This window comes from Exiguobacterium sp. s78 (genome assembly GCF_018618985.1).
In the GTDB taxonomy this organism is placed as follows: domain Bacteria; phylum Bacillota; class Bacilli; order Exiguobacteriales; family Exiguobacteriaceae; genus Exiguobacterium_A; species Exiguobacterium_A abrahamii.
Window position 1 is genome coordinate 351,372 of sequence record NZ_JACSNB010000001.1, and the last position, 26,033, is coordinate 377,404.

Genomic DNA, 26,033 nt, shown 5'->3' on the forward strand with positions numbered 1-26,033 from the left:
AGTGAACCAGTATATGAAAATCATGATTAAAAGACATCTGTCCTAAATCGAACACAAAAAAGCCGAAACTCTCATGAAAGAGCTTCGGTCTCATCCTTAAATCGCTAAATCGACGGACGTGTCACTGGCATTTGGATCGGTATCCGTTCCTTGATCCGGTGCGCCCGGCATGTCGCCGTCCGGACCAGGTCCGTGTCCTCGACCATGACCACCATCGCGTGCTGGTCCTTTCTTCAAATCAGCGTAGCTTGAGACTTCATCCGCTCGAGACTGGATGTGTTCCTTGATCTGCTTCGCTTGTTTGTCTGTCAGCTTGCCATCTTTGACTTGTTGATCAATCGCAGCAGTTTGAGCTGTCAGGACGGCTTTCTCGAAATCGGCGTAAGCGATCTTGTTCGCTTCCGCGAATTCAGGTAATGATTGCTTTGCAGCTTTAAATTTCGCTTCATCGAGTCCAAGTGCTTTTAAAATTGCGGATGTTGAATCACCAAAGACACCACCCGGTCCATGGTCGCCACGCTTACCGTGTTCGCCGCGATCCGGAAGATCGTCGTAGCTCTTTGCATCCTTATATTCCTCTGTCAGTCGAGACTTGATTTCCGTTGCTTGCTTTTTCGTCATCTTCCCGTCTTTGACGAGTTGATTGAGTTCACTTGTCTGCGCCGCAAGCAATGCTTTTTTATAGTCGGCGAACTTGATCGACTGTGCCTTCGCATAAGCAGCAAGCGATTGATTCGCTGAGTCGAACTTCGACTGGCTCAGTCCGAGTGCCTTCAGGACGTCAGCAATCAATGATTCATTGAAGAAACCTGGTCCACCGTGGCGACCCATCGGCATCTTGTCTTTGAGTTCAGCGTAGCTCTTGACGCCACTGAACCGTTCCGTTTGACGCTTCAACATGTCGTCTGCTTGCGTTTGCGTTAAGTCGCCTGATTTAACGAGACTTGCCAGCTGCTCCTTCGCTGCTGCGAGTTCTGCTTTTTTGTAATCAGCGAACGAGATTCCTTTTGCTTTTGCGAGATCGGCGATTGATTGCCCTTTTTCCCGGGCAGCATCTGCCTCAGCTTGTGTCAGGTTCAATTTTTTCAAGAGTAGCGTCATATCATGTTTTTTCATACCTTCGAAGTGGTGCCCGTGTTTCGCTTGTTTTGTCGTGCTCGAGTCGTCGTTTGTCGCAGCGTATGCTGATGCGCCTCCGACTGTTAATGCGCTAATTGTCAATGCAGTGATCCATTGTTTTTTGAATGTCATGGGATGATCACTCCTTTCACCTTTTATGGTAGAGGGTGACGAAAGAGAAGTTGTGAGGAAGTTGCAAAGAAACTGCGAAGAAAGGCAAATCTGGACAAAAAGGCGCTACACTAAGAGTGGAGGGATGATGATGAACGTACTATTGATTGAAGATGAACAAAAATTAGCGCAGGTGACGGCACGCTTCCTCCGTCATCATGCGTATGACGTGACGATTGCCGGTTCGTTAGCAGAGGCGAAACAGTGCCTGACGAGGGCGTTTGATGCCGTTTTGATTGACGTCCGCTTACCGGACGGTGACGGTTGGTCGCTCGTGCCAGGCATCAAATCACAAGTTCAGCCACCGGTCGTCTTCATGATGACATCACGCGGCGAGGCCGATGATCGCGTCTTCGGACTTGAACTCGGTGCTGATGACTATCTCGTCAAACCAGTCGTCTTGAAGGAGTTGACGATCCGGCTTGAACGGGCACTTAAAGTCCGTCCGGTCGCTCGCCATGCGTTTGGTGACTTGACGATCGATGAGAAGGGACGCCAAGTCAAAACAGGTGAGCGGGCGATCAGTCTCGCAAAGATGGAGTTCGAACTGTTGCTTTATTTCATCGAACATCTCGGGGAGGCACTCAGTCGGGATCAGATTCTTGATGACGTCTGGGGGTACGCATTCGGAGGTGATACCCGGACCGTCGACACGCACGTCAAACAATTGCGGGATAAGCTGCCTATCATTAAACGACAACTGAAGACGGTCCACCGGGTCGGCTATCGATTGGAGGCGATTGAATGAAACGACGTCCTTTGATGCGTAAGTTCTTATACGCTGTCGTCGGTCCGCTGCTCGTGATGGGGGTTCTTAGTTTCGTCTTGACAGCGTTCCTCGTCAATCGGTTCGCAGAAGGCGAACGGTACGATCAACTCGCGCGGGAAGCGAACATCATTAAACAAGCGATTGAAGCCGACACGCCGATTCCGCGTGACATCCAAGGATTTTTGACGACCGACGGGTTGACGCAACGGATTGGCGCTCGCGGACCGGCGGGGCGGTTACCACTTCTCGACGATTTAAAGAAAGAAGACGTCATTGAAGTGCAAGACGAACGGTTGCTGACGTATCAGTTGACGGTTGACGGAACACGCATCACGACGGTCCGACAAGCACCACTGGCGAGTAGTGCCCTGAGTGGTGTTTATCTCGCGATCGGACTCGCATTACTCGTGACACTGTTGCTCGCATCATTGCTCGCTTACTATATGGGACGGCACCTGACACGACCGATCGTCACGCTTCGGTCCGTTGCCCAAAAGATTGGTGCCGGTGAAACGGACGTCGTCTTGCCAGCACGACCGAAGGATGAAGTCGGAGAATTGATTGACGCAGTCGACGAGATGCAGACGCAACTCAAGCAAAAGGATCATCTACAGAAGACGTTCATTGCCGGCATCACTCATGACTTGCGGACACCACTCGCGATCATTCGAAACGAGACCGAAGCACTGGCGGCAGGTGTCATTCCCGTTGCTGAATTGCCCGACGTGACGACGAGTATCATCGAGGAGACGGATCGACTCGGTCATCTGATCGATGAGACGTTGCTTTATTCGAAGCTTGCCGGTGGACGGATGCCGCTTGAAAAGACGGATGTGGCGCTTGATGAACTCGCGTCGATGACGGTTGAACGCCTGCGCGGAACGTTCACACAAGCAGGACTGACACTGGCGACGGAGCTGCAACCGGTTAGGCAGTCCCTTGACCCACGCATGTTCGAGCGCGTTTTGATCAACTTCTTGATGAACGCCCGTTTTGCTTCACCAATCGGCGGAACGGTCACCGTTCGCTTAACGCATGACGAGTTGACGGTCGAGGATGAAGGAGCGGGAGTTCAGGCCGAAGACCGGGCGACGATCTGGGATGTCTACGTCAAACAAGAAGGCAGTGCCGGGCATGGACTCGGTCTTGCGATCAGCCGGATGATTCTCGATAGTCATCAATTCGACTATGGTGTGCGCGACCGAAGTGATGGGGGAGCGGTGTTCTACGTTCGGCTTTGATGGGATAGAATGTAGAGGATTCTGACGAACGATTCCGTCATCCTTGCTTTCCACAGGCGGGAGTAAGCCGCGGCATCTTGCACTCCGTACCATCTGCCGGGTCTTACTAGTCCCTGACGAAAGTGCTATTGGCACTTTCTTTTCCTGTAGGAGTCGCGGATGAGCTGCTTCGTTCTGGAATAGGCACACGAAAAAGGAGAACAGCTTCCATTTCACACAGAAGCTGTTCTCCTTTTAATGCTGGTAGAAGTTAAAGGTCATTCGCCTTCGTTCGCATGAACGAGACTTGGTTTGACGAGGGTATAGAACTCATCGCTCATCCCGACACGGCTACCCATTTGGCACGCGAGTTCGAGTGTTTCCTTATAGAAGTTCGCGACGAGATCGTGATTCTTGATGTGCTCGTCTTGCATCGCCTTTTTGACCCCAAGGACGACTTTTTCGATTTGCTCATCGGCATCATTGCGGACTGGCACGACGTTTTCCGGAAGATCGACTTCCTTATCATGTCCGTTGAAGCGGAACGAGGCACCGAATCCGAGGTGCTCGAGGAAGAAGTGCGGTAACAGTTTACTAGCGAAGAACTGATGCCATTCCGTCTCTTTCATCGCTTCCATGTCACGCTTGAATGACGTCGTTGCGAGTGCATAACGATCGTGTGTATCCTTCATGAACTTCTCGAGGATCGGAACCTGCATTGCAAACGCATTCTTGAGCAAGTTATCGAGCTGTTCTTGCGTTAATTGTTCTTGTTCAGTCATCGCTTTAACCCCATTTCGTTTCGTTATCCCTATCGTAAGAAATTTAGACAATTCCGTCAAATCTTTTTCGAGAATAGAGTTTACCTATTTCACAAAAGGGAATCCATTACTATCGATCATTTCAAGGAGGAGTCAGCATGAAACGAATCGCAATGACAGGAGTCTTACTCGGAGCATGTTTGACTCCGGTGACGGGTTTTGCTGCAAGCAACGTGACGTATAGTAAAGGAGTCGTCGCAAACAAGACGTTCGGCTATACCGTCAAGACGACGGACGCGCTAAAAAAGGCAATCCAACAAGATAAAGTCGAGTTCGTCAAGAACAAGACGGTCAAATCAAAATACGGTGTCGTCACGCGGAGCGGCACGTTCGCATTGTACTATAAAGTTAAAGGCGCGGATCAGCTGCTCGTCAACTTGAACTACGAGCCGAAGAAGCTTTCGAAAAAACAGTTCGACCGTGAAATCGGATATGGTACATATCTCGGGACGAAAGGGAGCAAAACGTACTACTACGTCTTACCGACGGAAGCTGTCAAAGGCGCTGTCGGTAAGAAAGCGATCGAGAACTTGATCGTCAAGGACGTCCCGCAGATGATGAAGACATTTAAACTGCAATGAGCACTAGCTTTTGCTAGTGCTTCTTTTGTTCGTTCGGTATAGTTGAAAATGAGGTGAATGAATATGGAATGGAACGTCACAGACGTCAAACAAACAACAGATGTATTACAACTCGAAAAATGTGTCAACGATCACGATGGCATTGAATTAAAAGTCGCAGCCGATTGGGTCGGCGAGAACGATTTCGCAATCTATGATGGCGAGCAATTGATTGGATATTTACAAGCATTCGCTTACTTACCGACGGAGTGGGAATTGAATGTCTTCGTTGATCCGGATTATCGGAAACAAGGCATCTTCACGGCACTTGTCGAAGCGGCACGTTCGCGGGCAACGGAAGCGGGCGTCGAAGCATTTACGTTCGTCATTGACGATGCAAGTGAGTCAGGTCAAGCTGTCCTCGAAGGATTAGGTGCTGAGTACCGGATGACCGAATACAACATGATTTTGAAAAAGGCGCAGTTGTTCTTGAAAGCCGATCCGGATTTCGAATTACGCGAAGCGACAGCGGACGACCGTCCGTTCATCGTCGAGACGCTTGGTAAATCGTTCGGGAACACGGACGAAGAAGCAGAGTCGATCTATCAAGCGATTGAATCTGACGACCGAATTACGTTCATCGGTGTCGCGAGCGGCAAACCGGTCGGTGTCATCCGTGCTTATCTCGCTTCCGATACACAAGCGAGCATCCATGCGTTTGCGGTTCGTCCAGAAGCGCAAGGTAATGGTTACGGCAAAAAGATGCTGAAATTGATGGTTCAAGCGTTGTTCCGGACGGGTCGGACACAACTTGAGCTCGACGTCGAGACGGATAATGATCGTGCACTCGATCTTTACAAAGAGGCAGGATTCGTCGTCCATCGTGGTTATCAGTTCCACGTGTTGGCGGTTTAAAATAATGAGCGATTGACGGATATTCCAGTGCATGCTGGATGCTCAAGGTGCTCCACTCCTACAGGAAAAAGCGCAGTTGCGCTGTCAGAGACAAACAAGAACCGGCTCTTCGCTTGAAGCGAAAGAGTCGCGGCTTGTGTCTCGCCTGAGGAAAGGGAGCAAGACTTGAGTATAGTCGTCGATCGTTTTTTTGTTATTTTACAAACTAAACAAAAACGTTGGAACCTTTTCTGCAATCCGTCGTATACTAGACATATGGAAAAAAAGAGGAGGCGACGTCATGGAGAGTCGACAGGATTCATTGCGGACGTTGAAGTGGGTATCAGGTGGAATGGAAGCGGTGCTTGGGATTCCGCTCCTAGGTGGTTCAATCGTTATTTTCTCAGGTTACAATGCCCTGTGGTTGATGCTCGCGTTTCACATCGTCGTCGTCGTATTGACGGCACGTGCCGGGAACGTCTCAAAAGGGAACATCGTCGGGATCGTCGCATCAACGGTCGGTGTCATTCCGGTCGTCGGGATGTTCTTACACATGGCAGCAGCGATCACGATCTTACTTGACGCAGCACTCAGTAACCGAATCGTTACACGAACACATGTCAAACACGTCGAACCGATTCGACCACGTCCGGTCCGTCGGGAGCAAGAAAAACAAGAAGATCATCCGTTCTGAGTTTTTTTCGTTGACAGTGAAAAACAAGCCGTGTAAAGTAAACAACAAGTTAAGCCATATCAATTACATCGACGACGCGGAGTAAGTATCGTCAACACTGCCGACCAAGCGAGTCAGGAATGGTGAGAGCCTGACACGGTAAGCTGAACGAGAATGGACCGCTGAGAGCCTGTTGAACCTTCGAGTAGACAGGACGGTTGCCCCCGTTACCGGGCTAGCTGGTTGTTGGACCAGCGACAAGTGGAGACGATTTTTCGTCTCAATCAGAGGTGGCACCGCGCGGATACAGGCGTCCTCTATGCATTAGCTGTTAGCTATGCGTAGAGGGCGCTTTTTGTTGTACGTCAAGGTATGCCGAATCATCCAACGCTCATCATATTTCTCAGGAGGCACTACACATGAAAAAGACATTGATCGCAGCGGCGAGTACGGCAGTCCTATTAGCAGGATGTGCAACGACAGAACCAGCAGAAGATAAACAAGCGGACAAAAAAGTCCTGCATACGATGGAGAGTTATGACCTCCTGTCGGTTGACCCGGCAGATGCCATCACGTCAAACATCTTCAACCAAATCTACGAAGGACTCTATCGCTTTGACGCGAACAACGAACTTGTTCCAGCGGCAGCGAAATCACATAGCGTGTCTGAAGACGGAAAAGTCTATACGTTCAAGCTTGACCCGAATGCAAAATGGTCGGATGGAAAGCCCGTCACAGCGGAGAACTTCCGCTATGCATTCGAGCGTGTCATCAAAACGAACTCACCGTTCGCTTACTTGCTTGAACCTGTCGAAAAAACGACAGCGGTCGACGACCAAACGCTCCGAATCGAACTAAAGCGACCGACACCATACTTCCTTAGCATGACGACGTTCGGCACATATATGCCAGTCCGGGAAGATATCGTCAAAGCAGAAGGCGACCAGTTCGGAACGGATCCAAAAACGAACGTCTACAACGGACCATTCACGTTCAAGAAATATCAAGCGGAACAAGGCTATACGCTCGCGAAGAACGCTGAGTACGCAGACCGGAAGAATGTCAAGATCGACGAAGTCGACGTTAAAATCATCAAGGATCCGATGCTTGCGATCAACTTGTTTGAGTCAGGAGAGCTCGATGTCGCGCCACTCAACTCGGAGAACGTCGTGACGTATAAAAATCAAAAAGAGTACAACACGTTCAGCGATTCGCGGATGTTCTTCATCCGGATGAACGAAAAGACGGATGCTTTGAAAGATAAAGAAACACGCCAAGCGATCGATGCGGCATATGATAAAAAAGCGATGACGGAAACGTTGCTCGGGAACGGATCACTCCCTGCGGACTACATCGTACCGAAAGAACTTGATCCGAAATACGATAACGCGCGTCAAATCGAATCATCATATGATGTAGCAGCGGCAAATAAAGTGCTGGCGAAGCAAAATCTTGAGTTGACGATGTTGATCGAAGATGACGACGTCTCGAAAAAAATCGGGGAGTATATCCAAGGCGCGTTGAAGAAGCAGAATGTCGACGTTAAACTGTTGTCACTTCCGAAGAAAGAACGTCTCGCCCGTGAAGGACGAGGGGACTATGATTTGTCACTTGCGAGCTGGGCTCCGGACTATCAGGATGCGACGACATACCTGAACTTGTTCACGACCGGTAACCCGTTCAATATGATGGATTATTCGAACAAACAGTATGATCGTCTCTTGAAACAGGCTGAAGGTGAACTCGATCAAGACAAACGTCTTGCCTTACTCAGTAAAGCGGAAAGCTTGTTGCTCGACGATCAAGCGATCTCACCGGTCTACCAACGGAAGAATGCCTTCTTGCAAAACACGGAAGTCAAAAATCTCGCACGACACAATGTCGGAACGGATATCTCGTATAAGTATGTTGAGATTGAGCGGAAATAAGAAAGAGAGTGATGGACGATTCGATCCATCACTCTTTTTGGTGTGTTTTTGTCATATCACTGGGAATCGTTTTTGAAAATCGGGTCAACTGACTTAAAACGGTTACAAAAGAAACCGATAGAGAGGACGGTGAAAGAAGATACAGGAAAGGGAGTTTCGGTTATGCGTAAATTACGAAGCAACTTGAAGGTACGGTTATTCTTTTGGGTCTTGGCGATCTCAGTCATCACGAGCGGCATCTCAGCTCAGCTCGTGCTCTATCTCCACCGTGGACTTGATGTCGCGGATACGAACGCGATCTGGATTGGAGCAGGGATTGGCTTATTGTTATCGTTGATAGGGACGTCGTTGACGCAATTGATCTTACGTCAACCGATCAAAGCGATCGAAAAGGCGACGGAAACGGCACGCGAAGTCGCGAATGGCAACTTCAACGTCGATTTCGAGGAAGCGAAGCGCGGTGATGAAGTCGACCAACTGATGCACGAACTAGAAGTGATGGTCTTACATATCCGTAAACAAGCGACACAGATGGGAAGCTCGAGCGATAAGCTGACAGCGTCCGCGCAAGAGATCGCAGCAGCAGTCCAAGAAGGCAATGCGTCGGGTGAAAGCATCCGTTCAGCGATGGCAGAGCTATCAGCGAAGATGAACGAAAACGTCGATCAAGCCTACTTGTCGATGGACGCCCTCGGTGCGGTCAAACGGACGATGGATGAAGTTGCAAAAGAGATGAACGAAGCATTGAAATCAGCGACAGTCATGCAGACGGAAGCACAGAACGGGAAGACACTCGCAACAGATTCCGTCGAAGCGATGCATATGATTTCGAAGAAGATGGAACAGTCAGCGACACTGAACGGTCGTCTGACGGACATGACAGGCGAAATCTCACGGATCACGGATGTCATTAGTGATATCTCAGCTCAGACGAACTTGCTCAGTTTGAATGCATCGATTGAAGCGGCACGAGCAGGAGAAGCAGGACGAGGTTTTGCGGTCGTTGCAGCAGAAGTCAAGAAGCTCGCGGAACAGACGGCGACCTCAGCAAAAGAAATCACGGATTTGATTTCTGGCGTCAAACGTCTCGTTAATGATACGGCAAACGCGATGACTGATGTTCAAAGTGAAGTCGCAACAGGTGTCGGACTCGTTGAACAAGCAGGATCGTCATTTGAAGAGATTCATCATTCGACAGAGAATGTCTACTCACGCGTTAAATCGGTCGACCAGCTCGTCGTCAAATCGGATCAAGAGATTGATCAAGTCGGTTTAACGACAGCGAATATCCTTGCAATGGTTGAGGAAGCATCAAAGCACGCGGAACAAGTCTTACAGGCATCAAGCCATCAAGCAGCATCGCTCGGTGAAGTGAACGGGGCGATGGAAGAGCTTGTTGCTGTAGCGGAACAACTACAGGAAGAGACTGGTGCGACGCGTCTCTAAACTATGGGGAAATCGTACATCCGACATGGATGTACGATTTTTTTGCATTTTTTTGAAGAAAGTTGTTAAACATTTCGGATGGGCGACGATATATAGGGTGGAAGCAGTCATCGACTAATTCTATCGTGTCACCCTTGGGCCGGCCAGGGGGCACATCTCGGAGAAGACGGATCTTCGAAGAGACAAAAAACTTATCCTATGGAGGGAAATTACAATGATTATCAATCACAACGTAACAGCGCTTAACACGCACAACAAATTGTCTGCAGCTTCTGCAGCACAAAGTAAATCAATGGAGAAACTCGCTTCAGGTCTTCGCATCAATAAAGCGGGTGACGATGCAGCTGGTCTTGCAATCTCTGAAAAAATGCGTGGACAAGTTCGTGGACTTGATCAAGCTTCACGTAACGCACAAGACGGTATCTCCTTGATTCAAACAGCTGAAGGTGCATTGAATGAAACGCATGACATTCTTCAACGGATGCGTGAATTAGCGACTCAATCTGCCAACGATACTAACACACTTACTGACCGTCAAGAATTACAAAAAGAATTTACTCAGTTAGCAAAAGAAACTACACGTATTGCTAAAACTACTGAGTTTAACACTCAAAAATTACTTGATGGTTCAGATGCTGACGGTAAAGTGTTCCAAATTGGTGCGAATGAATCACAAAACCTTACATTAGTTATTGGTAACATGGATGCAACTGCACTTTTAGTTGGTACAGGAACAGATGAGGCTTCAACAGTTGGTATTGACATTACTACTCAGACTGGTGCTAACACAGCTATCACTACAGTAAACACTGCGATTGAAACAGTTTCAGCAGAGCGTTCTAAACTTGGTGCTACTCAAAACCGTTTAGAGCATACAATCAACAACCTTAAAACATCTTCTGAAAACCTAACAGCGGCTGAATCACGCGTTCGTGACGTTGACATGGCGAAAGAAATGATGAACCAAACAAAGAACTCGATTCTTGCACAAGCTGCACAAGCAATGTTGGCTCAATCAAATCAAACTCCGCAGGGCGTTCTTCAACTCCTTCGATGATTGATTCTACCGGGCGTCTAATCTGGTAACGGATTAGATCATGACTGGGTGAATTGCTGGAACTCCTGAGAGCCTTGATGTACGACAACGTGGCTGGAAACGGCGAGCGTGACCGTTCTGAAAAACATCAAGGATTGGACAATCAGCAGCCAAGCACCTGTAGGGAAACCTTGGTGAAGGTTCAACGACTAGGATAGACGACCTAATGGACTTGTCCGATGGTTATGAAATCCGTACTCCGTAAACGGCGGGGGAAGTGCCCAGCTCCTTGAACTTTAAGGATGAAGATATAGTCTTATCATTGGCGAAAGTTAATGCGCGTAGCAAGCGAACCAACAGCCGCAAGGCGTTCTCCAATTACTCCGTTAATCGTAATTGGTGTATCTCGATTGTTCAGGTCACGGACTCGTTCCGTGACCTTTTTTTATGGCCTTGAGTTTAGCGTAGATTGACCATATCGACCGATTTAAGCGTTGTGCGATTTCTGATACAGGAACTTGATTGGCCATGTCATTCATCAATTGTTCCATTTCTAATGGACTGAAGTATCGATTTGGCTTTGTACTTAAGATATGGACATGTGGGTGATCCTGTTGTATTTGTTTCAATCGAATTTTCCAATCGAGTTTATACGAAAAGTCAGGTAACTCATTTACATAGGGTGTCAAATAATCAAGAAACTGCATCGTGTCTTCAAAACGAGTTGTTCGCAAGAAATATCCGGAGCCATTCGACGTTTTGGCTACTCTGAAATAGAGTCGGAAATTATGATTTAGCTATTCACAAAGCAGAGTCAGTGACTGTTTTGAAAAAGACTGAAGGTAAAGTGCGATTGTAGGAGAAGCAATCAGTTGTTGTTTTGATGTAAGGCGTTTTGAGACAATTAGTGAGCCGTCATCAAGATAGAGGGTCAATAAGAAAAGCGGATGATTACATAAGGAGAGTAAGGCGAAAGGAATATCTTTTTGATCAGATGGATAAAAGTAAGGATAAAGTTCCGTAAATAAAGGAAGGGAGCGTGAAACTAAGTTGTTTTGACGAATGTATAGCAAATCAGGAAGTTGTTGTCGCTTCCATTCCCGATAAAATCGCTGTGACTCTCCAAAGTGTTCGCGATAACTATTGTTCTTTCGCCTAGAACTTGAATAACACTTTGTGATTTCTCCATCTCCTAGAATACTAGCTAATAGAATAGCTTGTTGTTGTGACGATAGATTGTTTAGCAACAGCATTATCATACCTCCTTTTTATAGAAACATACGTTCTTTTTACCCTGAAATCACGTTCCTTAAATTAATACTTATAAAATATCTAATTCAGCCGATATACTACATAGAGAACAAATAAGGAGTGACCGACTATGAATTCCATTAATACGGAAATTCGCCTTCATCTGCCTTCGAACGTCCTGCCGTACGAAGCGACACGCAATGTGTTTGTGGAAGCGAATCAGGAAGCGCTAGCAGAAGAAGGAGTCGTTGTCCTACCGACACCGCAACACATCACGAAACTTGAGACGGCGATGGAGCAGGCGAATGTAAAACTTGAACTGCAACGGACAGGACTTAAATTCGTCAAACATGAAAAATTAAACGAATATTACATTCAAGTCGTCGATACGAATAATAACGTCGTGCAAGAAATCCCAAGTAAAAAAGAACTCGATTTCTTTGCGGCATTCATGGAATTTAATCAATTAATCGATAAACGGATTTAACAGAAAGGACTGATTGGATGGCAGGGATTCGACTAAGTGGTCTTGCGAGTGGGATTGATACGGAAACGATGATTAAACAATTGATGCAGGCGGAGCGAGCACCGGTTGATCGTTTATCGCAAAAGAAACAGACGTTGACATGGCAACGTGATGCGTACAGAGAGATGAATCGGGCATTGCTTGATTTTCGGACAGCTGCAAGTGACATGTTATTATCAAAGAATTATCAATCGAAAACGGTCACGAGCTCGAATCCGACGGCGTTGACGGTGACGGCGAGTCCAACAGCGTCAACTGGCAGTGTGACGATTGACAGTATTAGTCAACTCGCGAGTGCTGCATCCGTAACACTCATTGCGGCAAGCGGAAAGAAGAGTGATGCAACTCTTGAAGAAAGTGGACTGTTCACGAAAGATGCGAATGGCAAAATCAATGTCCAAATCAATACATTTGATGCAACGGGCGTAGCGGTGACGGAGACACTGCAACTGGACGCAACACAAAAAATCTCTGACTTAACAGCAGCGATCAACGGTAAAACCAGTCTTGGAATGAATGCCGTCTTCAACGATTTAACAGGAAAACTGGTCTTAACGAAAACGAGTACCGGTAACTTAAACACCGCGGGAGCGGAAATCTCGATCGTCGATGCATCAGATAATACTGCGAAGGTTAATTCACAAGACAGCACATTCGGTCGTGAAGGACAGAATGCGAAGTACACGATTGGTGGACAAGAACTCGAACAGACAACGAACACGTTCACGCAAAACGGACTGACAATCACGTTAAATAATGTCTCGACGACAGCGACGACGATTAATACGACACTCGATACACAGAAAAACTTTGATTCGATTAAGAACTTCGTCGATAAATACAACGATGTCATCGATAAAATGAACAAAAAGGTTCGTGAGGAGAAGTATCGTGATTTCCAACCATTGACGAATGCGCAAAGGAAAGAACTAAGTGAGGACGAAGTCAAAAAATGGGAAGAAAAAGCAATGAGCGGTGTTCTCAAGAATGATAGCTACTTGCAGGACGGGCTGAATCAGTTTAGGAGTGCAATCTCGTCAAAGGTCGATACGGGTTACTCGTATACGTCAGGTACGGATACAATTCAACTCCGGTACATGTCGCAAATCGGGATCACTTCAACGAGTGACTTTCGTGACGGTGGAAAGCTAAAAATAGATGAGACGAAATTGAAGAAGATGCTTGAAGAACAGCCGGAAGGTGTCTTTAAACTATTCACAGCTGATGCGCCGGAACCGACGAAAGATGGGCAAGGTAACACCGTTCCAAACCCAAATGGACTGGACGGATTCGTGCGTCAGATTCAAGGATTTGCGACGACACTTCGTGATAAGATTTCTGGCGTCGCTGGACGTGACGGAGCGGTAGCGACGACGTATCGACTCGGAAAATCACTCGCTGATCTCGATAAGAGTATGTTGTCGTGGGAAGACAAGTTGAAACGAAAAGAAGACAGTTACTATCGCCGATTCGCGGCGATGGAACAAGCAATGAATCAAGCGAACAGTCAATCGGCGACGCTTGCCGGTTATCTCGGACAAGGACAATAAAAAGGAGGAAACGCGATGAACCCTTATGCGACGTATCAGACGAACTCGGTAACGACGGCGTTACCTCAAGATTTAACGTTGATGTTATACGAAGGCTTGATTAAATTCTCAATGCTCGCAAAACGAGCGATCGAACAGAAGATGATTGAACAAAAAAATACGAATATCCAAAAAGCACAAGCAATCATTACCGAATTGCAATTGACGTTGAATCAATCGATCGCCTTATCAAAGGATTTGAACAGTCTGTATGACTACATGCAAACACGGCTGATTGATGCCAACGTAAAAAATGATTTGGTTGCAATTGACGAAGTGATCGGTTTTGCCGAGGAGTTCCGCGAGACGTGGAAAGAAGCGATGAAACTCGCACGGCAACGATGAGTCCGCTCGATCCGCTTCGCCTGAAGACGAAACGATTGATTGAATTACTTGATCAAACGCCGAATGAAGAGACGTATGATGAATGGATCGAGAAGATTCAAGGTCTGCTGAACGAACGAGAAGCATTCATCGCGGCACACTCGAATCTGCTAGCCGGTGCCAACCAAGCCGTCATCCAGGAACTCGTCGCTGATAGTCGAAAAATCGACTTGAAATTATCAGCAGAAACGGCTAAATTAGGGGTACAAATCAGTCAGTTGCGTCAGACGCAAACGAGTCGTAAATCGTACGTTGATCCGTATGAGGAAGTCGATCATAGTTTTTCACCGTATTTTGATTCTCGTCAGTAACTTTCTTGTGTGAGGGAGGGATCTTTCGTGACCAAGCGGGAAGACAAGAAACGTTCGGTACCGCAGCCGTATTTCCAATCGGATGGCTCGTACGATCAGTTCATTGAACCGGACGTTGAATCGGAATCATGGGAAGAGTTCGAACGCCCTGTCTCCGATGCGCCAGATGCTTATGAAGAAGAAAAATATCGTCGTGAGTCGTAAGCTCACTAAAAATGCCCTGTCCATTTCCATGGATAGGGCATTTTGCCGTTCATTTAAAGCGGTAGGCGTTCTTCTCTTCCTGCTTGACGGTGTACATCGCTTCGTCGGCGCGAATTAAGAGCAGACTCGTCGTCCGACCATCCTCGGGATAACGAGCGATGCCGATTGACGGCGTGACCTGCATCGCAGTAGCGTCAAAGAAGAAGGGATCGTTCAAGCGAAGGAGGACATTCTCAGCGTAGGTGATCGTCTCCGCGCGACTGCGAGCGAGGAAAACGATGAATTCATCTCCACCGAGGCGCGCCGCTAAATCATCCTGTATTAAATCAAGTTGCAAGCGCCGTGCTGTCTCCTGCAAGACATAATCGCCGGCGTCATGCCCATAGCGGTCATTAATCTGCTTAAAGCCGTCAAGGTCGATGAATAGTAGTGATCCTTCGGTTAAGGTTGCGAGCTGCGCTCCAAGGTGATCCTCGAAATACCGGCGATTCGGAAGTGCCGTCAAGGCGTCGTGATAACCGAGCTCCTGAAGCCATTTTTCTTGCGATAAGGCTTCCGTCAAATCGGACAGAATGACGTAAAGATCTGCTTCACCCGGAATCGGAATCAACGTCACTTCGAATGTCCGTCCGTCGACGGGACGCATCAAGAGTTGTTTTTCACCAGTCTCAAGTTTCAGAAATGCCGCAATCAATTGATCGACTAACGCATCAGGAACATACCCGTGCGGGAAGTAACGTTCTGCTGCCGGATTCATCGCTTTCTCATGCCCATTGCCGTCGAAACGAATGATCGGTTGTGGGTGGGCGAGGAACAGGCGGCGGTACTCTTCCTTCCGGAGTTCGAGTTGTGTTGTATGGCGGTCGATCCGGTGTGTCAAATCGACTTCGAACGTCTCGAGTTCCGTTAGTAACTGACGATTGAGACGTTCGGAGAAAAACTGCCGGAACGTAAACAACGAGAACAAAATGATCAGGGTCGGGAAGTAGACATCCTGCGCCATCGGGAGGAACGTGATGCCTGTCATCAGAACAAGCAAACTAATATACGGCAAATACGGTCGCCCGAGTCGATCGCGTGCCGGTTGCTTTGGTGGGACATCTTTGAAATAGACAGCTAGTTCATGCAAACTGACCGCATAAAGCGGGAAGAAGCAAGCAGCGAACGTCAACTCATCACGAACGAAGAACGTATAATAACCGAAGTTCGCCAAGATGAATACCATCATCGCGCGGATCAGTCGTCTGTGTGCTGGTCCACGAAGTCCTGTCGCATATAAGACCAGAAAGAAGAACAACTGCGCAATAAAACTAATCGCGTAGCCGAGCATGGCAACGAACTCGATGTCGGAGCGAGCGAACGTCGGTACATGTTGCAATATGACCGTGTAACCGAAGACGAAGACCATCCCGAATAAGAGGATACCGTCGACGTAGAGAAGCCGCGCATGACGGATCGATGACCAGTCGATCAATCGGGAAAAGGCGATGGCCGTCAACATTAAAAAGGCGGTCAATGTCAGGTTCGCAGCAGAGTCGACTTCCGGTGGGTGCGGAAAGAAGGTCAGGATAAAGTTGATCCAGAGACCACTTGCGAACAAGAGAATCGCGATGCCGACCGAACGTTCCGGGTGTTTCGGAAAGAACCAACGCCTTGCTTTAACAGCGACGAACGTCACAGCAAGTAGCGTCGCAAGAACGGCAATTATTGGAACGAATGGTGTTCTGCTAACGAGTAACATCACCCCATAGGTGATGAGTAAATAAAGAAGCGGTAACGTCGGTCGCATCGCGGACCTCCTTTCCTGAAGCGGTGTGTTGGCTCCTTTCGACGAGTGGGGAAAAAAATCCTTGTTGCGTCTATTGACGAACAAGGATCAATCCTGCTCTTGCACCCATTCCCAGTGGGTTCGTGCGTCTTTTTTAACTTTGTCGGTCGCCGTTTTACTTTGGAACAAACGGCTGTACCATAAACGGGCATGTTCTTTGTCTTTTGTCACAGCATATAAATCAGCAATCCGAAGCCATAGAACATCTTCTGGAATACCACTTTCTTTAACGGATGTGTAATTTTCGTAAAGCGAGACATACTTCTCGATTGCTCGGTTGGCCCAGAGTTGTTCTTCCGCTGATTGACCGGTCAAACGATGCAACCAGGATAGACGAACTCCGAGCATCGCTTGGATCGCTGGTTTTTGCTCCGTCACTTGAGCCGTGTAGAGGCAAAGCTTATAGAGCTGAATTGCCTGCTCGATCGTCCGCTCCGTCCCGGCAAATGGTAAGACAGGAAGCGTCGGCAGGATGTGATCTTGTAAGGTCGCCCGAACGTCTGGTGATAACTTTCCGAACGACTCGTGGAAGAAGAACCGACAATGACTACACTGAACCGGTTCATAGAGATAGACGTTGACGCCTTGATGACGGATGAAGCCATCAAAGTCCGTCGAAGCGACACGGATATGCCGCGACAGGACTCGTTTCGTTTCTGTCGTCTTCAGGCAGAAGGGGCAGGTACATTTTTTTAGATATAGGTCTGGCATGTGGAGGAACTCCTCTAATTTGAATTAAACGAAAACGTTGACGAGCATCCCTTTGATTTCGCCGATTTGGTCGAGGATATCGAGACGGCGCGACTCACCAGAGATGACGGTATTCGTCAACTGGAGGAGCTTTGCATCGACTTGTTCGACGACTTTATAGATTTTCGTCCGACCGCGGCGATTAAAGCCACGCTTTTCTTCAAGTTGTTGCGATTGGTCGAGGGCATCTTTTAGGAAATCCTTAATCTTTTCTTTGTAGCTTTCGAGATGTTCGATCGTCTGGCTCTCAGCGAGCAATTGTCCGTGTTCTTCGACGAGCGCGAGCTTTTGTTGCAGGCGCTCGTAACCTTTGTGGTCCCGTTTCTCTTGCATCAAGGCAGAGAAGGTCGTCGACGCTTCGACTTCACGCGGACCACCCTTTAAGGACTGGAGTCGTTGCGTTTCTTGGATGCGGCGGATATCCATCGGGTCTGCCTCCTTAGTTGAGTAATTGTAAGACGCCTTGCGGCAAGGCGTTCGCTTGAGCGATCATTGCCATCCCCGATTGGTTAAGGATGTTGTATTTCGCATATTCCATCATCTCACGCGCCATATCAGTATCGCGAATCCGTGATTCCGACGCTGTTAAGTTCTCGACGCTGACACTGAGGACGGATGATGTTGCTTCGAACCGGTTCTGGATTGCCCCGAGTTGTGCCCGTTGCTGGGAGATCGTATCGATTGCTTTCGTATACTGGCTGATCGCGTCATTCGCGTCCGTTGCCGTCATGACGCTAAGGGCATACTCGGGTGCATCACCACTCGGGAAATCAAGCGGACGGATTGACGGATCAGCTTGTGTCGTTGAACTGACACCAATCGCGAGGGCTTGCATGTCGTTAATCGTGATCGAGATGCCTTCGTTGGCTCCCGCATTCGTTTGGATGAACAGGGCACTGTCGGCATCGTTGAACTTGCCGCTCAACAATTCTTTGCCGTTGAACTGGGTCGTCTTCGCGATCCGCGAGACTTCGTTCGTCAACTGGTTGATCTCTTCTTGAATTGCTGTCCGGTCTTCTGTCGCGAGTGTGCTGTTACCAGCTTGGACGGCGAGTTCGCGCATCCGTTGCAACAGATTATGCGTTTCACTCAAGCCGCCTTCAGCCGTCTGAATCATCGAGACACCATCGAGGACATTCTGTTCCGCTTTATCAAGTGCCTTCAAGCGATTACGCATCTTCTCCGAGATCGCGAGACCAGCTGCATCATCCGCACCCCGGTTGATCTTCTGACCGCTCGATAGTTTATCCATCGTCGTCTTGACGTTCGCCTGGTTGATGCTGAGGTTGCGATAAGCCTTCAAGGCTTGGACGTTATTCGTGATTCTCATTCGTATTCCATCCCTTCGTATCGTTGATGATGTGCGGCGCGCACGAGTGGTCGATCGACGGTCTGCGCCGCTTGCCAAGTGACGCGTAAGTCTTCTGCCAGTTCGAGTAGTTCGTCTAAGATACTTGGTGTCTTATAGACGTGTAACGTCTGCTCGGCAAGATAGTGGTAGATGGCATCGAGTTGTGCGGTGATGATGCCACCGTCGTCGTGTAACCCTGCCTGCAGTTTGTCGAGTAACTGATAGGCTTTTTGTAAACGTTCGTTGACTTCGTCAAAGCGGTTCGCGTCACGCGCAATCGTGGCGCGATCATATTGTAGGACGAGCCCCGTCAGCATGACTTCCGTCAGCTGTTGCGGGGTCATCGCGTAGAGTTCTTGTTCTGTCATGTTTGCCGTCCTTTCGCGTTGTCGAGTTCTTCGATCAATAAGAGCAGTTCTGCCATCACGTCGTACAGTTGCGGGGGAATCGCTGTTCCGAGATCAAGATCAAGTAAGTGACCGAGCAGTGACGTATCGTGTTCGATCGCGACACCGTTTGCTCGTGCTTCTTGTAGGATTCGATCGGCGGCTTGTCCGCTGGCCCGAGCGACGACGACCGGTGCTTGACCGGATGCTTCATCGTAGCGGAGGACGGCAGCGGTCTTGCGTCCGGTTAAATCGATTTTCTGATACATAACGGTCTCTCCTTTTTAGATACGATAGTCGTAGCCACGCGGTATCTCGTCTTGTTTGACGGTCTCCGTCACTTGCTCGCGCGTGAACGGACGGAACTGGATTCGGACGTCTTGGTAACCGGTCGCTTGCAAGGCATCCGTCGTTCGGTCGAGGAACGGGGTCGCCAGTTGTTCAAGAACTGGGAAATCATTTTCAATCGTGATCTGCATCTTTCGGTTGACGGTCTCAACGCGGACACCGATTTCACCGAGGCGCGGCGTATTGAGCTGGACATACAACGTATTGTTTTCCCAGTCGATCACTTCGTCCGGACGTTTATTTTGCAAGTGAACGTGGAGTCCTGCCGTCGCTTCGACGAGTTGGACCGGTAACGCCAGGAGAATCTGGTTCAACTGTTGCTGGCTATCCGGTTTATTGACTTGCTGTTGCGCTGCAAGGAACGTCTGCAATTTGGCGGCTTCGGGGTTCGCTGCCGGTGTACTCAGTTTCAGTTCTGCCGTCTGAAGCTGAAGCGTCTTTTGGACGGTTTCTTGCAAAAGTCGTGGGCTGTTCTGCTGCGGCTCATATGGAACGGCTTTTGTTGCTACTTGCGCTGGTAGCGTTGGTGCTTGCGGTGGCAGTCCTTGCATCTCCGGTAAGTAGGTCGGGCGGACGTTCGCCGGCGCATAACGGAAGGCTTCGAATGCGATCCGGACTTCCTGTAAGACGGCTTTTGCCTCTGTTCCGCGTCCGAGTAATGCCAGTTCCGCGCCCCGTTCGAGTTTCGATAAGAAATGAATCAGCTGTTTTTCATCTTTCATCGAGGTATGCAGTAAGGCATCTGTTTGCTGGAAGACTTGTTTTAAGCGTTGCGCCGTGCTCTCGATGACGGCGACCATCTGGACCGGACGTGTCTCGACGAGCGGTTCGATTTGCCGGAGTTGCGAAACGATCGTTCGCTGTTGGCTCTTGAAATCATTCGTAATCTCAGCGAGCCGTGGCGTCACTTCGCGGACAAGTGTCAAGGCAGAGCGGACCGGTGCTGTTTGCGCTGTTGGTTCCGGTTGACTCGCACGTGCCGTCAGACCAATCAGTTGCTCGCGGACGCTCGTCTTTGGCTCGAGCGGCGCTTGCGGGAAGTAGGGCGCGAGTTGTTTGCGGACTGTTTCGATATCGCCACGTTCGATCGTAGCGACGAGTGCTGGACGTTTTTCCGCTGGTAGATGTTCAATGTATTGACGGATATGCAGGGGCGACGCTGTCTCGATCTCGCGTTGCGTCGGTAGCGTCACGCGGGCGACATCAAGCGCGACGGCTTTTTCGAATGTCGGTTGTTCCTTTAAGGCGTCGCGCTCTGGGAGGACGTCCGGATAGTCTTCCGTCGTCGCAAGGAGACTTGCAATCAAGACATCAGCATCAACTGGCAGTGCTGTGTCTGGTCGCGACACGAGTTCGAGTGCTAAATCCTTGTAAGTGCCTTGCAGTGCCGTCACGAGTTGGGCGACGATTTCTGGTGTTTGCGGCAGTTGACCGCTTGCAAGTAACTTTGCGACGGCCTGTTTCAGTTCAGCCGGCACGCCTTCTAGCAAGGCAGGATCAACGTTTGACGGAACGGACAGGACGGGTGGGGTTTCCGCGTCTGGTGTCGCGGGCGTCAATTGTTCAATCAAGTAACCTTCTGCGGTCTGTCCTTTGACCTTGAACTGAAAATCACCTGTCGGGACGTCGCCCGTGAAGGTCATCTCGATCTTATCCCGACCGACCTGGACGAGAGCCGTATGTGGTCCGGTCTGCTCAAGGACCGTTCCCTTATAGGTCTTCGTCTCCGAAAGCGGCGTCTGACCAGGGGATTGCGCCGGACGTGCCGGGTTCAATTGGATGTTCATCGAGAAGCCTCCTTGTTTTTTAAAACTGTCATCTCATTATATATCGGCAGAAACCAAAAAGGATTGAGCGAATTCATCGCCCAACCCTGATTTTTTTACGGTCACTGCTTAAGATTTGATTGCATTAAAGCGTTCCTCTAATGTCATCGCGTTCAATTGTTGATAACGAGCCATCAGCTCGCCAGTTGCTTTCATTTGGTTGCGGACGATGTAAGGAGAGGCGTTTACGGGAAGGATCATGCCATTACGAGTCTTGAGCTTCGTCTGTCCGTCTTCCTCGATGACTTCGGACATGTGGCTCCAAGCGTACCACTCGCAATCATCACGTTTCGGTGATTTCGTTGGGAAAAACACGAGGCCAAGTGTCGGTTCAATGACGACTGGGACTTTTCCTTTTACAGATGCGACACGTTTTGCTGTCACGATGCGTTCCTCGATGGAACTGTTGTATTGCCTGCAGGAAAGCTGCAGTAGTTGATACGGCCGAAGCGGTGTCATGATGGTCGAGCCATCCTCGAGTACGATGATGGATTGCTTCATCATGTCGTAGCACGGGAGAATCGCCACCGTCCGTTTCGTGATTCGATACTTTTCGTCATTATGGAATGGTCGCATTCGACTACATCCTCCTTAAGATAGGACAATGGATAAAATAGGTAATTACTAACGATATAATACAATAATACAACTGTAATGACAACGTAATTTTTTGAAATATAGACCAATAAGTAGGGAATATTATTCATTTTTCTGAATGAATTCAAATTAATCAGAATTTTTAATTGTAAATAATTCCTTCTTTTGATAGACTAAGCCGTAGAGAGCTTGCTCTCGAACTCTGGTTTGCGAAGGGAACGTGAATTCGAATGGAACAAGGTAAAGTAAAATGGTTTAATGCTGAAAAGGGTTATGGTTTCATCGAGACGTCTGACGCGAAAGACGTATTCGTACACTTCTCAGCGATTCAAGTCGATGGTTACAAATCACTTGAAGAAGGCGAAGAAGTGGAATTTGAAATCGTTGAAGGCGATCGTGGTCCACAAGCTGCGAACGTTTCAAAGATCTAATCCAATAGCAGCCGCCACCGTTTTTAGGCTATTCGCCTAAAAGCGGTTTTTGTTTTGAGTTCGAATAAAACGGGTATATACGTTAACATCAACATGCTTCAATATTATCGTACGCTAAGAACAGATGGGAACGTTCATGAGAATGTCATCGTTTTCATAGTCTTCCTTCACTTATCGTGCTATAATAAAAACGAACCAAAGAATTTCGAATATTCAGAAGGAAACGACTGAATCATCTCGAATTCATAGGTTCAACCGGTTACTTAAGGAGGAGTTTACATGATCTACAACATTCGCGGTGAAAACTTGGACGTCACAGATGCTCTCAAGGATTACGTCGAGAAAAAGCTTGAAAAGTTAACTCGTTATTTTACAACTCCTACGGAAGCGCAAACGGCTTATGTCAATCTCAAAGTCAACAATGAGAAGCAAAAAGTCGAAGTGACGATTCCAATGCCAAACCTCTTGCTCCGTGCAGAGGACATCAATGGCGATATGTATGCAGCGATCGACCTCGTCGTCGATAAGCTCGAACGTCAGATCCGGAAACACAAAACAAAGTTGAACCGGAGAGGGCGCGCTAAAGAAGGCGGCATCGGAGAGTACTTCAAAACGCTCGAAGGACCGGAAGCGGAAGCGCCTGTCTATGAAGAGGACGAGGCAGAACTCGAACTCGTTCGGACGAAGCGTTTCACACTCAAACCAATGGATACGGAAGAAGCAATTCTTCAGATGGACATGCTCGGACACGCATTCTTCGTCTTCTCAGACGCAGAAACGGGCAACACGAACGTCGTCTACCGTCGTAAGGATGGTCGTTACGGTTTGATTGAACCAGAATAATGAATACAACAGGGACTCGCTCTTACGGGCGGGTCCCTTTTTGATATGATGAAAAACTATTTTTACACAAGGTACGTTTGCTCTATGACAAAAGACCGAGACCGCTACTCGGTCCGCTTGTTGAAATTTGACGTCGTATTCGGTACACTGAATAAAGGAAAAATCTCGGAATTCTGTTCGTTCAAAGAATCGTTCGAAGTAAGGGGACTGTAAGGCATGGCTAATTTTCTAAAAGAATTATTTGCACCAACGAAACGTGTCCTGAAGAAAGCCGAAAAAGCAGCAGATGCTGTGGAATCATTCGAGACACAAATCGGTGCGTTATCGGATCAAGAACTCGAAGGAAAAGTCGTTGAATTCCGTGAGCGTCTCGCTAACGGAGAAGACTTAGATGATATTTTACCGGAAGCTTTCGCCGTCTGTCGCGAAGTTTCGACACGCGTTCTCGGCATGCGCCACTACCGCGTTCAGTTGATCGGTGGATATGTCCTGCATAACGGTGATATCGCCGAAATGAAGACCGGGGAAGGTAAGACGCTCGTCGCGACACTCCCTGTTTATTTGAATGCCCTCGCTGGCAACGGCGTTCACGTCGTTACCGTCAACGAATATCTTGCAAAACGTGACCGTGACATCATGGAACCTCTTTATGCGGCCCTTGGTCTATCGGTCGGCTTGAACCTCTCAAGCATGTCGCGTCAGGAAAAACAAGCAGCATACAGCTGTGACATCACGTACGGAACGAACAACGAGTTCGGTTTCGACTACTTGCGTGACAACATGGTCCTGTATAAAGAAGACCGTGTTCAAAGACCGCTCCATTACGCCGTCGTCGATGAAGTCGACTCGATTCTCGTCGATGAAGCGCGGACACCACTCATCATCTCAGGGTCTGCCGAGAAATCGACAGCACTCTATTCACAAGCTGATGCATTTGCGAAAATCATGAAGGCAGATGAAGACTACACGGTCGACATCAAAACGAAGAGTGTCCTGTTGACGGAGCAAGGGATCGACCGCGCTGAGAAATACTTCGGCATCGATAACTTGTTTGGTCTCGAGCACGTCTCACTCAACCATCACTTGAGCCTCGCACTCCGAGCAAACGCCGTCATGCATCGTGATGTCGACTATATGGTTCGTGAAGACGAAGTCATGATCATCGACCAGTTCACAGGTCGTGTCATGGAAGGGCGTCGTTACTCGGAAGGTCTGCACCAAGCGATCGAAGCGAAGGAAGGCGTCGAGATTCAACGCGAATCAATGACGCTTGCGACGATCACGTACCAAAACTTCTTCCGGATGTATACGAAGCTTGCCGGGATGACGGGTACAGCGAAGACAGAGGAAGAAGAGTTCCGTAACATCTACAACATGCACGTCGTACCGGTTCCGACGAACAAACCAGTCGTCCGAAACGATATGCCGGACTTGATCTTCAAGACGATGAACGGGAAGTTTGCTGCCGTCGCAGACGAAATCGAACGTGCCCACCGCGAAGGACAGCCTGTCCTCGTCGGTACGGTTGCCGTTGAGACGTCGGAGTTACTCAGCAATATCCTCAAGAAACGTGGCATCCGTCACGAAGTCTTGAACGCGAAGAACCACGCGCGTGAAGCGGAAATCATCGAGAACGCCGGTCAAGCGAACTCGGTCACGATCGCAACGAACATGGCCGGTCGTGGTACCGACATCAAGCTCGGTCAAGGTGTATTGGAAAAAGGCGGTCTCTACATCCTCGGAACAGAGCGTCATGAATCACGTCGGATCGATAACCAGCTCCGTGGTCGTGCCGGTCGTCAAGGGGACCCAGGGGCATCACAATTCTATCTGTCACTTGAAGATGAATTGATGCGTCGTTTCGGTTCTGATTCGCTGCAATCGATGATGGATCGTCTCGGAATGGATGATTCACAACCAATCGAGAGCCGGATGGTGTCTCGTGCCGTTGAATCGGCTCAAAAACGCGTCGAAGGCAACAACTTCGATGCGCGGAAACAAGTCCTCGGCTACGATAACGTCATGGCGGACCAACGGAAAGTCATGTACGCGGACCGGGCAGCGATTCTCGATGCGGGTTCCGTGTCAGATATCGTCCGTCCGATGATCGAGCAGACGATCGAAGCAGGCGTCCATCAGTACACGCCGGTCGAGTTCGTCCCGGAAGAGTGGAGCATCGGTGCGCTTGCGGAGTGGGCGAACCAGACGCTTGCGATCGAAGAGAAGGTCACGGAAAGCGACCTCTTCGGAAAAGAACGCGAAGAAATCATCGAGTTGCTCAAAGAGCGGACATTCGCACACTACGAGCACAAACGGTCAGAAGTACCAGCCGAAGCATTCGATGAGTTCGAAAAAGTCATCGTTCTTCGTGCCGTCGACCAACACTGGATGAACCACATCGATCAAATGGATCAACTCCGTGAAGGGATTCACCTCCGGGCATACGGTCAAAACGACCCGCTCCGTGAATACCAATCGGAAGGTTCGATGATGTTTGATGCGATGAACGCTGCGATCGCTGAAGAAGTGACACAATTCGTCCTTCGGGCAGATCTCGATCCGAACCTCAAACGCGAAAAAGTCGTCCAAGACGAAGTCGCCGTTTCGGGTAAGGAAGACAAAGCGGTCAAGAAAAAGCCGGTCCGGAAAAATCCAAACGACCAAATCGGACGCAACGATCCGTGCTGGTGTGGATCCGGTAAGAAATATAAGAACTGTCACGGCCGTCAGGCATAAGTGATGAATCGACTGAAAGAGAGGCAGGAGATTCC

27 protein-coding genes and 1 other annotated feature are annotated in these 26,033 nt (G+C 48.8%); of the genes, 16 read left to right on the forward strand and 11 right to left on the reverse strand.

Annotation, left to right across the window (positions count from 1 at the left end):
- Positions 1–96: 96 nt before the first annotated feature.
- Entirely contained in the window at positions 97–1,251 is a 1,155-nt protein-coding gene (locus KNQ18_RS01700; protein WP_215083667.1) for a hypothetical protein, read from the reverse strand.
- A 130-nt stretch (positions 1,252–1,381) separates the two neighbouring features.
- Between KNQ18_RS01700 and KNQ18_RS01705 the strand changes: the two genes are divergently transcribed.
- On the forward strand, positions 1,382–2,038 hold the full coding sequence (locus tag KNQ18_RS01705) for a response regulator transcription factor (protein WP_215083668.1): 657 nt from the start codon (positions 1,382–1,384) through the stop codon (positions 2,036–2,038).
- A complete protein-coding gene (locus tag KNQ18_RS01710; RefSeq protein ID WP_215083669.1) occupies positions 2,035–3,300 on the forward strand; it encodes a HAMP domain-containing sensor histidine kinase in 1,266 nt (421 codons plus the stop codon). The genes KNQ18_RS01705 and KNQ18_RS01710 overlap by 4 nt, the downstream gene beginning before the upstream one ends.
- A 257-nt stretch (positions 3,301–3,557) precedes the next feature.
- Here KNQ18_RS01710 and KNQ18_RS01715 read toward each other — a convergent pair whose 3' ends face one another.
- Positions 3,558–4,061 carry a hypothetical protein gene (locus tag KNQ18_RS01715; RefSeq protein WP_035410079.1) on the reverse strand — a complete coding sequence of 168 codons (504 nt, stop codon included), beginning with the start codon at positions 4,059–4,061 and terminating at the stop codon, positions 3,558–3,560.
- A 137-nt stretch (positions 4,062–4,198) separates the two neighbouring features.
- Here KNQ18_RS01715 and KNQ18_RS01720 point away from each other — a divergent pair, with 137 nt between their 5' ends.
- The 6 genes from KNQ18_RS01720 to KNQ18_RS01745 all read left to right on the forward strand — a co-directional run bounded on the left by KNQ18_RS01720 (position 4,199) and on the right by KNQ18_RS01745 (position 10,658).
- Positions 4,199–4,681 carry a hypothetical protein gene (locus KNQ18_RS01720; RefSeq protein WP_035410076.1) on the forward strand — a complete coding sequence of 161 codons (483 nt, stop codon included), beginning with the start codon at positions 4,199–4,201 and terminating at the stop codon, positions 4,679–4,681.
- A gap of 63 nt (positions 4,682–4,744) precedes the next feature.
- Positions 4,745–5,575, forward strand: coding sequence for a GNAT family N-acetyltransferase (locus KNQ18_RS01725; protein WP_149427786.1), 831 nt, complete (start codon positions 4,745–4,747; stop codon positions 5,573–5,575).
- Between the two features lie 280 nt (positions 5,576–5,855).
- Positions 5,856–6,248, forward strand: coding sequence for a hypothetical protein (locus KNQ18_RS01730; RefSeq protein WP_035396226.1), 393 nt, complete (start codon positions 5,856–5,858; stop codon positions 6,246–6,248).
- Between the two features lie 62 nt (positions 6,249–6,310).
- Positions 6,311–6,548, forward strand: a binding site (T-box leader).
- A 98-nt stretch (positions 6,549–6,646) separates the two neighbouring features.
- Positions 6,647–8,155: a peptide ABC transporter substrate-binding protein gene (locus KNQ18_RS01735; protein ID WP_149427785.1), complete on the forward strand. Its 1,509-nt coding sequence runs from the start codon at positions 6,647–6,649 to the stop codon at positions 8,153–8,155.
- A 162-nt stretch (positions 8,156–8,317) separates the two neighbouring features.
- Entirely contained in the window at positions 8,318–9,601 is a 1,284-nt protein-coding gene (locus tag KNQ18_RS01740; RefSeq protein WP_050678723.1) for a methyl-accepting chemotaxis protein, read from the forward strand.
- A 214-nt stretch (positions 9,602–9,815) separates the two neighbouring features.
- Positions 9,816–10,658, forward strand: a complete 843-nt coding sequence (locus KNQ18_RS01745; RefSeq protein ID WP_149427784.1) for a flagellin N-terminal helical domain-containing protein — start codon at positions 9,816–9,818, stop codon at positions 10,656–10,658.
- 776 nt (positions 10,659–11,434) lie between these two features.
- Here the strand turns inward: KNQ18_RS01745 and KNQ18_RS17225 are convergent.
- Positions 11,435–11,890 carry a hypothetical protein gene (locus KNQ18_RS17225; RefSeq protein WP_251133284.1) on the reverse strand — a complete coding sequence of 152 codons (456 nt, stop codon included), beginning with the start codon at positions 11,888–11,890 and terminating at the stop codon, positions 11,435–11,437.
- Between the two features lie 128 nt (positions 11,891–12,018).
- On the opposite strand from KNQ18_RS17225, the gene KNQ18_RS01755 reads away from it, so the two are divergent.
- Genes KNQ18_RS01755 through KNQ18_RS01775 form a run of 5 tightly spaced genes read left to right on the forward strand, consistent with a single transcriptional unit; the run spans position 12,019 to position 14,902 of the window.
- The gene (locus tag KNQ18_RS01755) at positions 12,019–12,375 is read left to right on the forward strand and encodes a flagellar protein FlaG (protein WP_149427783.1); all 357 of its coding nucleotides are present in this window, start codon (positions 12,019–12,021) and stop codon (positions 12,373–12,375) included.
- Positions 12,376–12,392: 17 nt separating this feature from the next.
- Complete coding sequence (gene fliD / locus KNQ18_RS01760; protein WP_149427782.1) at positions 12,393–13,964, forward strand: flagellar filament capping protein FliD; 1,572 nt, start codon at positions 12,393–12,395, stop codon at positions 13,962–13,964.
- Positions 13,965–13,979: 15 nt separating this feature from the next.
- On the forward strand, positions 13,980–14,348 hold the full coding sequence (fliS, locus tag KNQ18_RS01765) for a flagellar export chaperone FliS (RefSeq protein WP_056063022.1): 369 nt from the start codon (positions 13,980–13,982) through the stop codon (positions 14,346–14,348).
- Entirely contained in the window at positions 14,312–14,698 is a 387-nt protein-coding gene (locus tag KNQ18_RS01770) for a hypothetical protein (RefSeq protein ID WP_231496899.1), read from the forward strand. The genes fliS and KNQ18_RS01770 overlap by 37 nt, the downstream gene beginning before the upstream one ends.
- A 27-nt stretch (positions 14,699–14,725) precedes the next feature.
- Positions 14,726–14,902: a hypothetical protein gene (locus tag KNQ18_RS01775; protein WP_167507588.1), complete on the forward strand. Its 177-nt coding sequence runs from the start codon at positions 14,726–14,728 to the stop codon at positions 14,900–14,902.
- 49 nt (positions 14,903–14,951) lie between these two features.
- On the opposite strand, the gene KNQ18_RS01780 is transcribed toward KNQ18_RS01775, so the two are convergent.
- From KNQ18_RS01780 to KNQ18_RS01815, 8 genes are all read right to left on the reverse strand, one after another.
- Positions 14,952–16,691, reverse strand: a complete 1,740-nt coding sequence (locus KNQ18_RS01780; protein WP_214723917.1) for a sensor domain-containing diguanylate cyclase — start codon at positions 16,689–16,691, stop codon at positions 14,952–14,954.
- Between the two features lie 87 nt (positions 16,692–16,778).
- On the reverse strand, positions 16,779–17,441 hold the full coding sequence (locus tag KNQ18_RS01785; protein WP_215083671.1) for a DUF2225 domain-containing protein: 663 nt from the start codon (positions 17,439–17,441) through the stop codon (positions 16,779–16,781).
- Positions 17,442–17,465: 24 nt separating this feature from the next.
- Positions 17,466–17,906 carry a YaaR family protein gene (locus tag KNQ18_RS01790; RefSeq protein ID WP_149427780.1) on the reverse strand — a complete coding sequence of 147 codons (441 nt, stop codon included), beginning with the start codon at positions 17,904–17,906 and terminating at the stop codon, positions 17,466–17,468.
- A 13-nt stretch (positions 17,907–17,919) separates the two neighbouring features.
- On the reverse strand, positions 17,920–18,810 hold the full coding sequence (locus KNQ18_RS01795) for a flagellin N-terminal helical domain-containing protein (protein WP_149427779.1): 891 nt from the start codon (positions 18,808–18,810) through the stop codon (positions 17,920–17,922).
- The gene (locus tag KNQ18_RS01800; RefSeq protein WP_149427778.1) at positions 18,807–19,199 is read right to left on the reverse strand and encodes a flagellar export chaperone FliS; all 393 of its coding nucleotides are present in this window, start codon (positions 19,197–19,199) and stop codon (positions 18,807–18,809) included. The genes KNQ18_RS01795 and KNQ18_RS01800 overlap by 4 nt, the downstream gene beginning before the upstream one ends.
- A complete protein-coding gene (locus KNQ18_RS01805; protein ID WP_029342503.1) occupies positions 19,196–19,486 on the reverse strand; it encodes an EscU/YscU/HrcU family type III secretion system export apparatus switch protein in 291 nt (96 codons plus the stop codon). Before KNQ18_RS01805 ends, KNQ18_RS01800 begins: the two co-directional genes overlap by 4 nt.
- 15 nt (positions 19,487–19,501) lie before the next feature.
- Positions 19,502–21,352, reverse strand: a complete 1,851-nt coding sequence (locus KNQ18_RS01810) for a hypothetical protein (protein ID WP_215083673.1) — start codon at positions 21,350–21,352, stop codon at positions 19,502–19,504.
- A gap of 108 nt (positions 21,353–21,460) precedes the next feature.
- Positions 21,461–21,967, reverse strand: coding sequence for a competence protein ComK (locus KNQ18_RS01815; RefSeq protein ID WP_029342501.1), 507 nt, complete (start codon positions 21,965–21,967; stop codon positions 21,461–21,463).
- 251 nt (positions 21,968–22,218) lie between these two features.
- On the opposite strand from KNQ18_RS01815, the gene KNQ18_RS01820 reads away from it, so the two are divergent.
- The 3 genes from KNQ18_RS01820 to secA all read left to right on the forward strand — a co-directional run bounded on the left by KNQ18_RS01820 (position 22,219) and on the right by secA (position 25,998).
- Positions 22,219–22,419: a cold shock domain-containing protein gene (locus tag KNQ18_RS01820; protein ID WP_023469248.1), complete on the forward strand. Its 201-nt coding sequence runs from the start codon at positions 22,219–22,221 to the stop codon at positions 22,417–22,419.
- A gap of 279 nt (positions 22,420–22,698) precedes the next feature.
- On the forward strand, positions 22,699–23,262 hold the full coding sequence (gene hpf, locus KNQ18_RS01825) for a ribosome hibernation-promoting factor, HPF/YfiA family (RefSeq protein WP_023469247.1): 564 nt from the start codon (positions 22,699–22,701) through the stop codon (positions 23,260–23,262).
- 216 nt (positions 23,263–23,478) lie between these two features.
- Positions 23,479–25,998, forward strand: a complete 2,520-nt coding sequence (secA, locus tag KNQ18_RS01830; RefSeq protein WP_214723912.1) for a preprotein translocase subunit SecA — start codon at positions 23,479–23,481, stop codon at positions 25,996–25,998.
- The last annotated feature ends 35 nt before the right edge of the window (positions 25,999–26,033 follow it).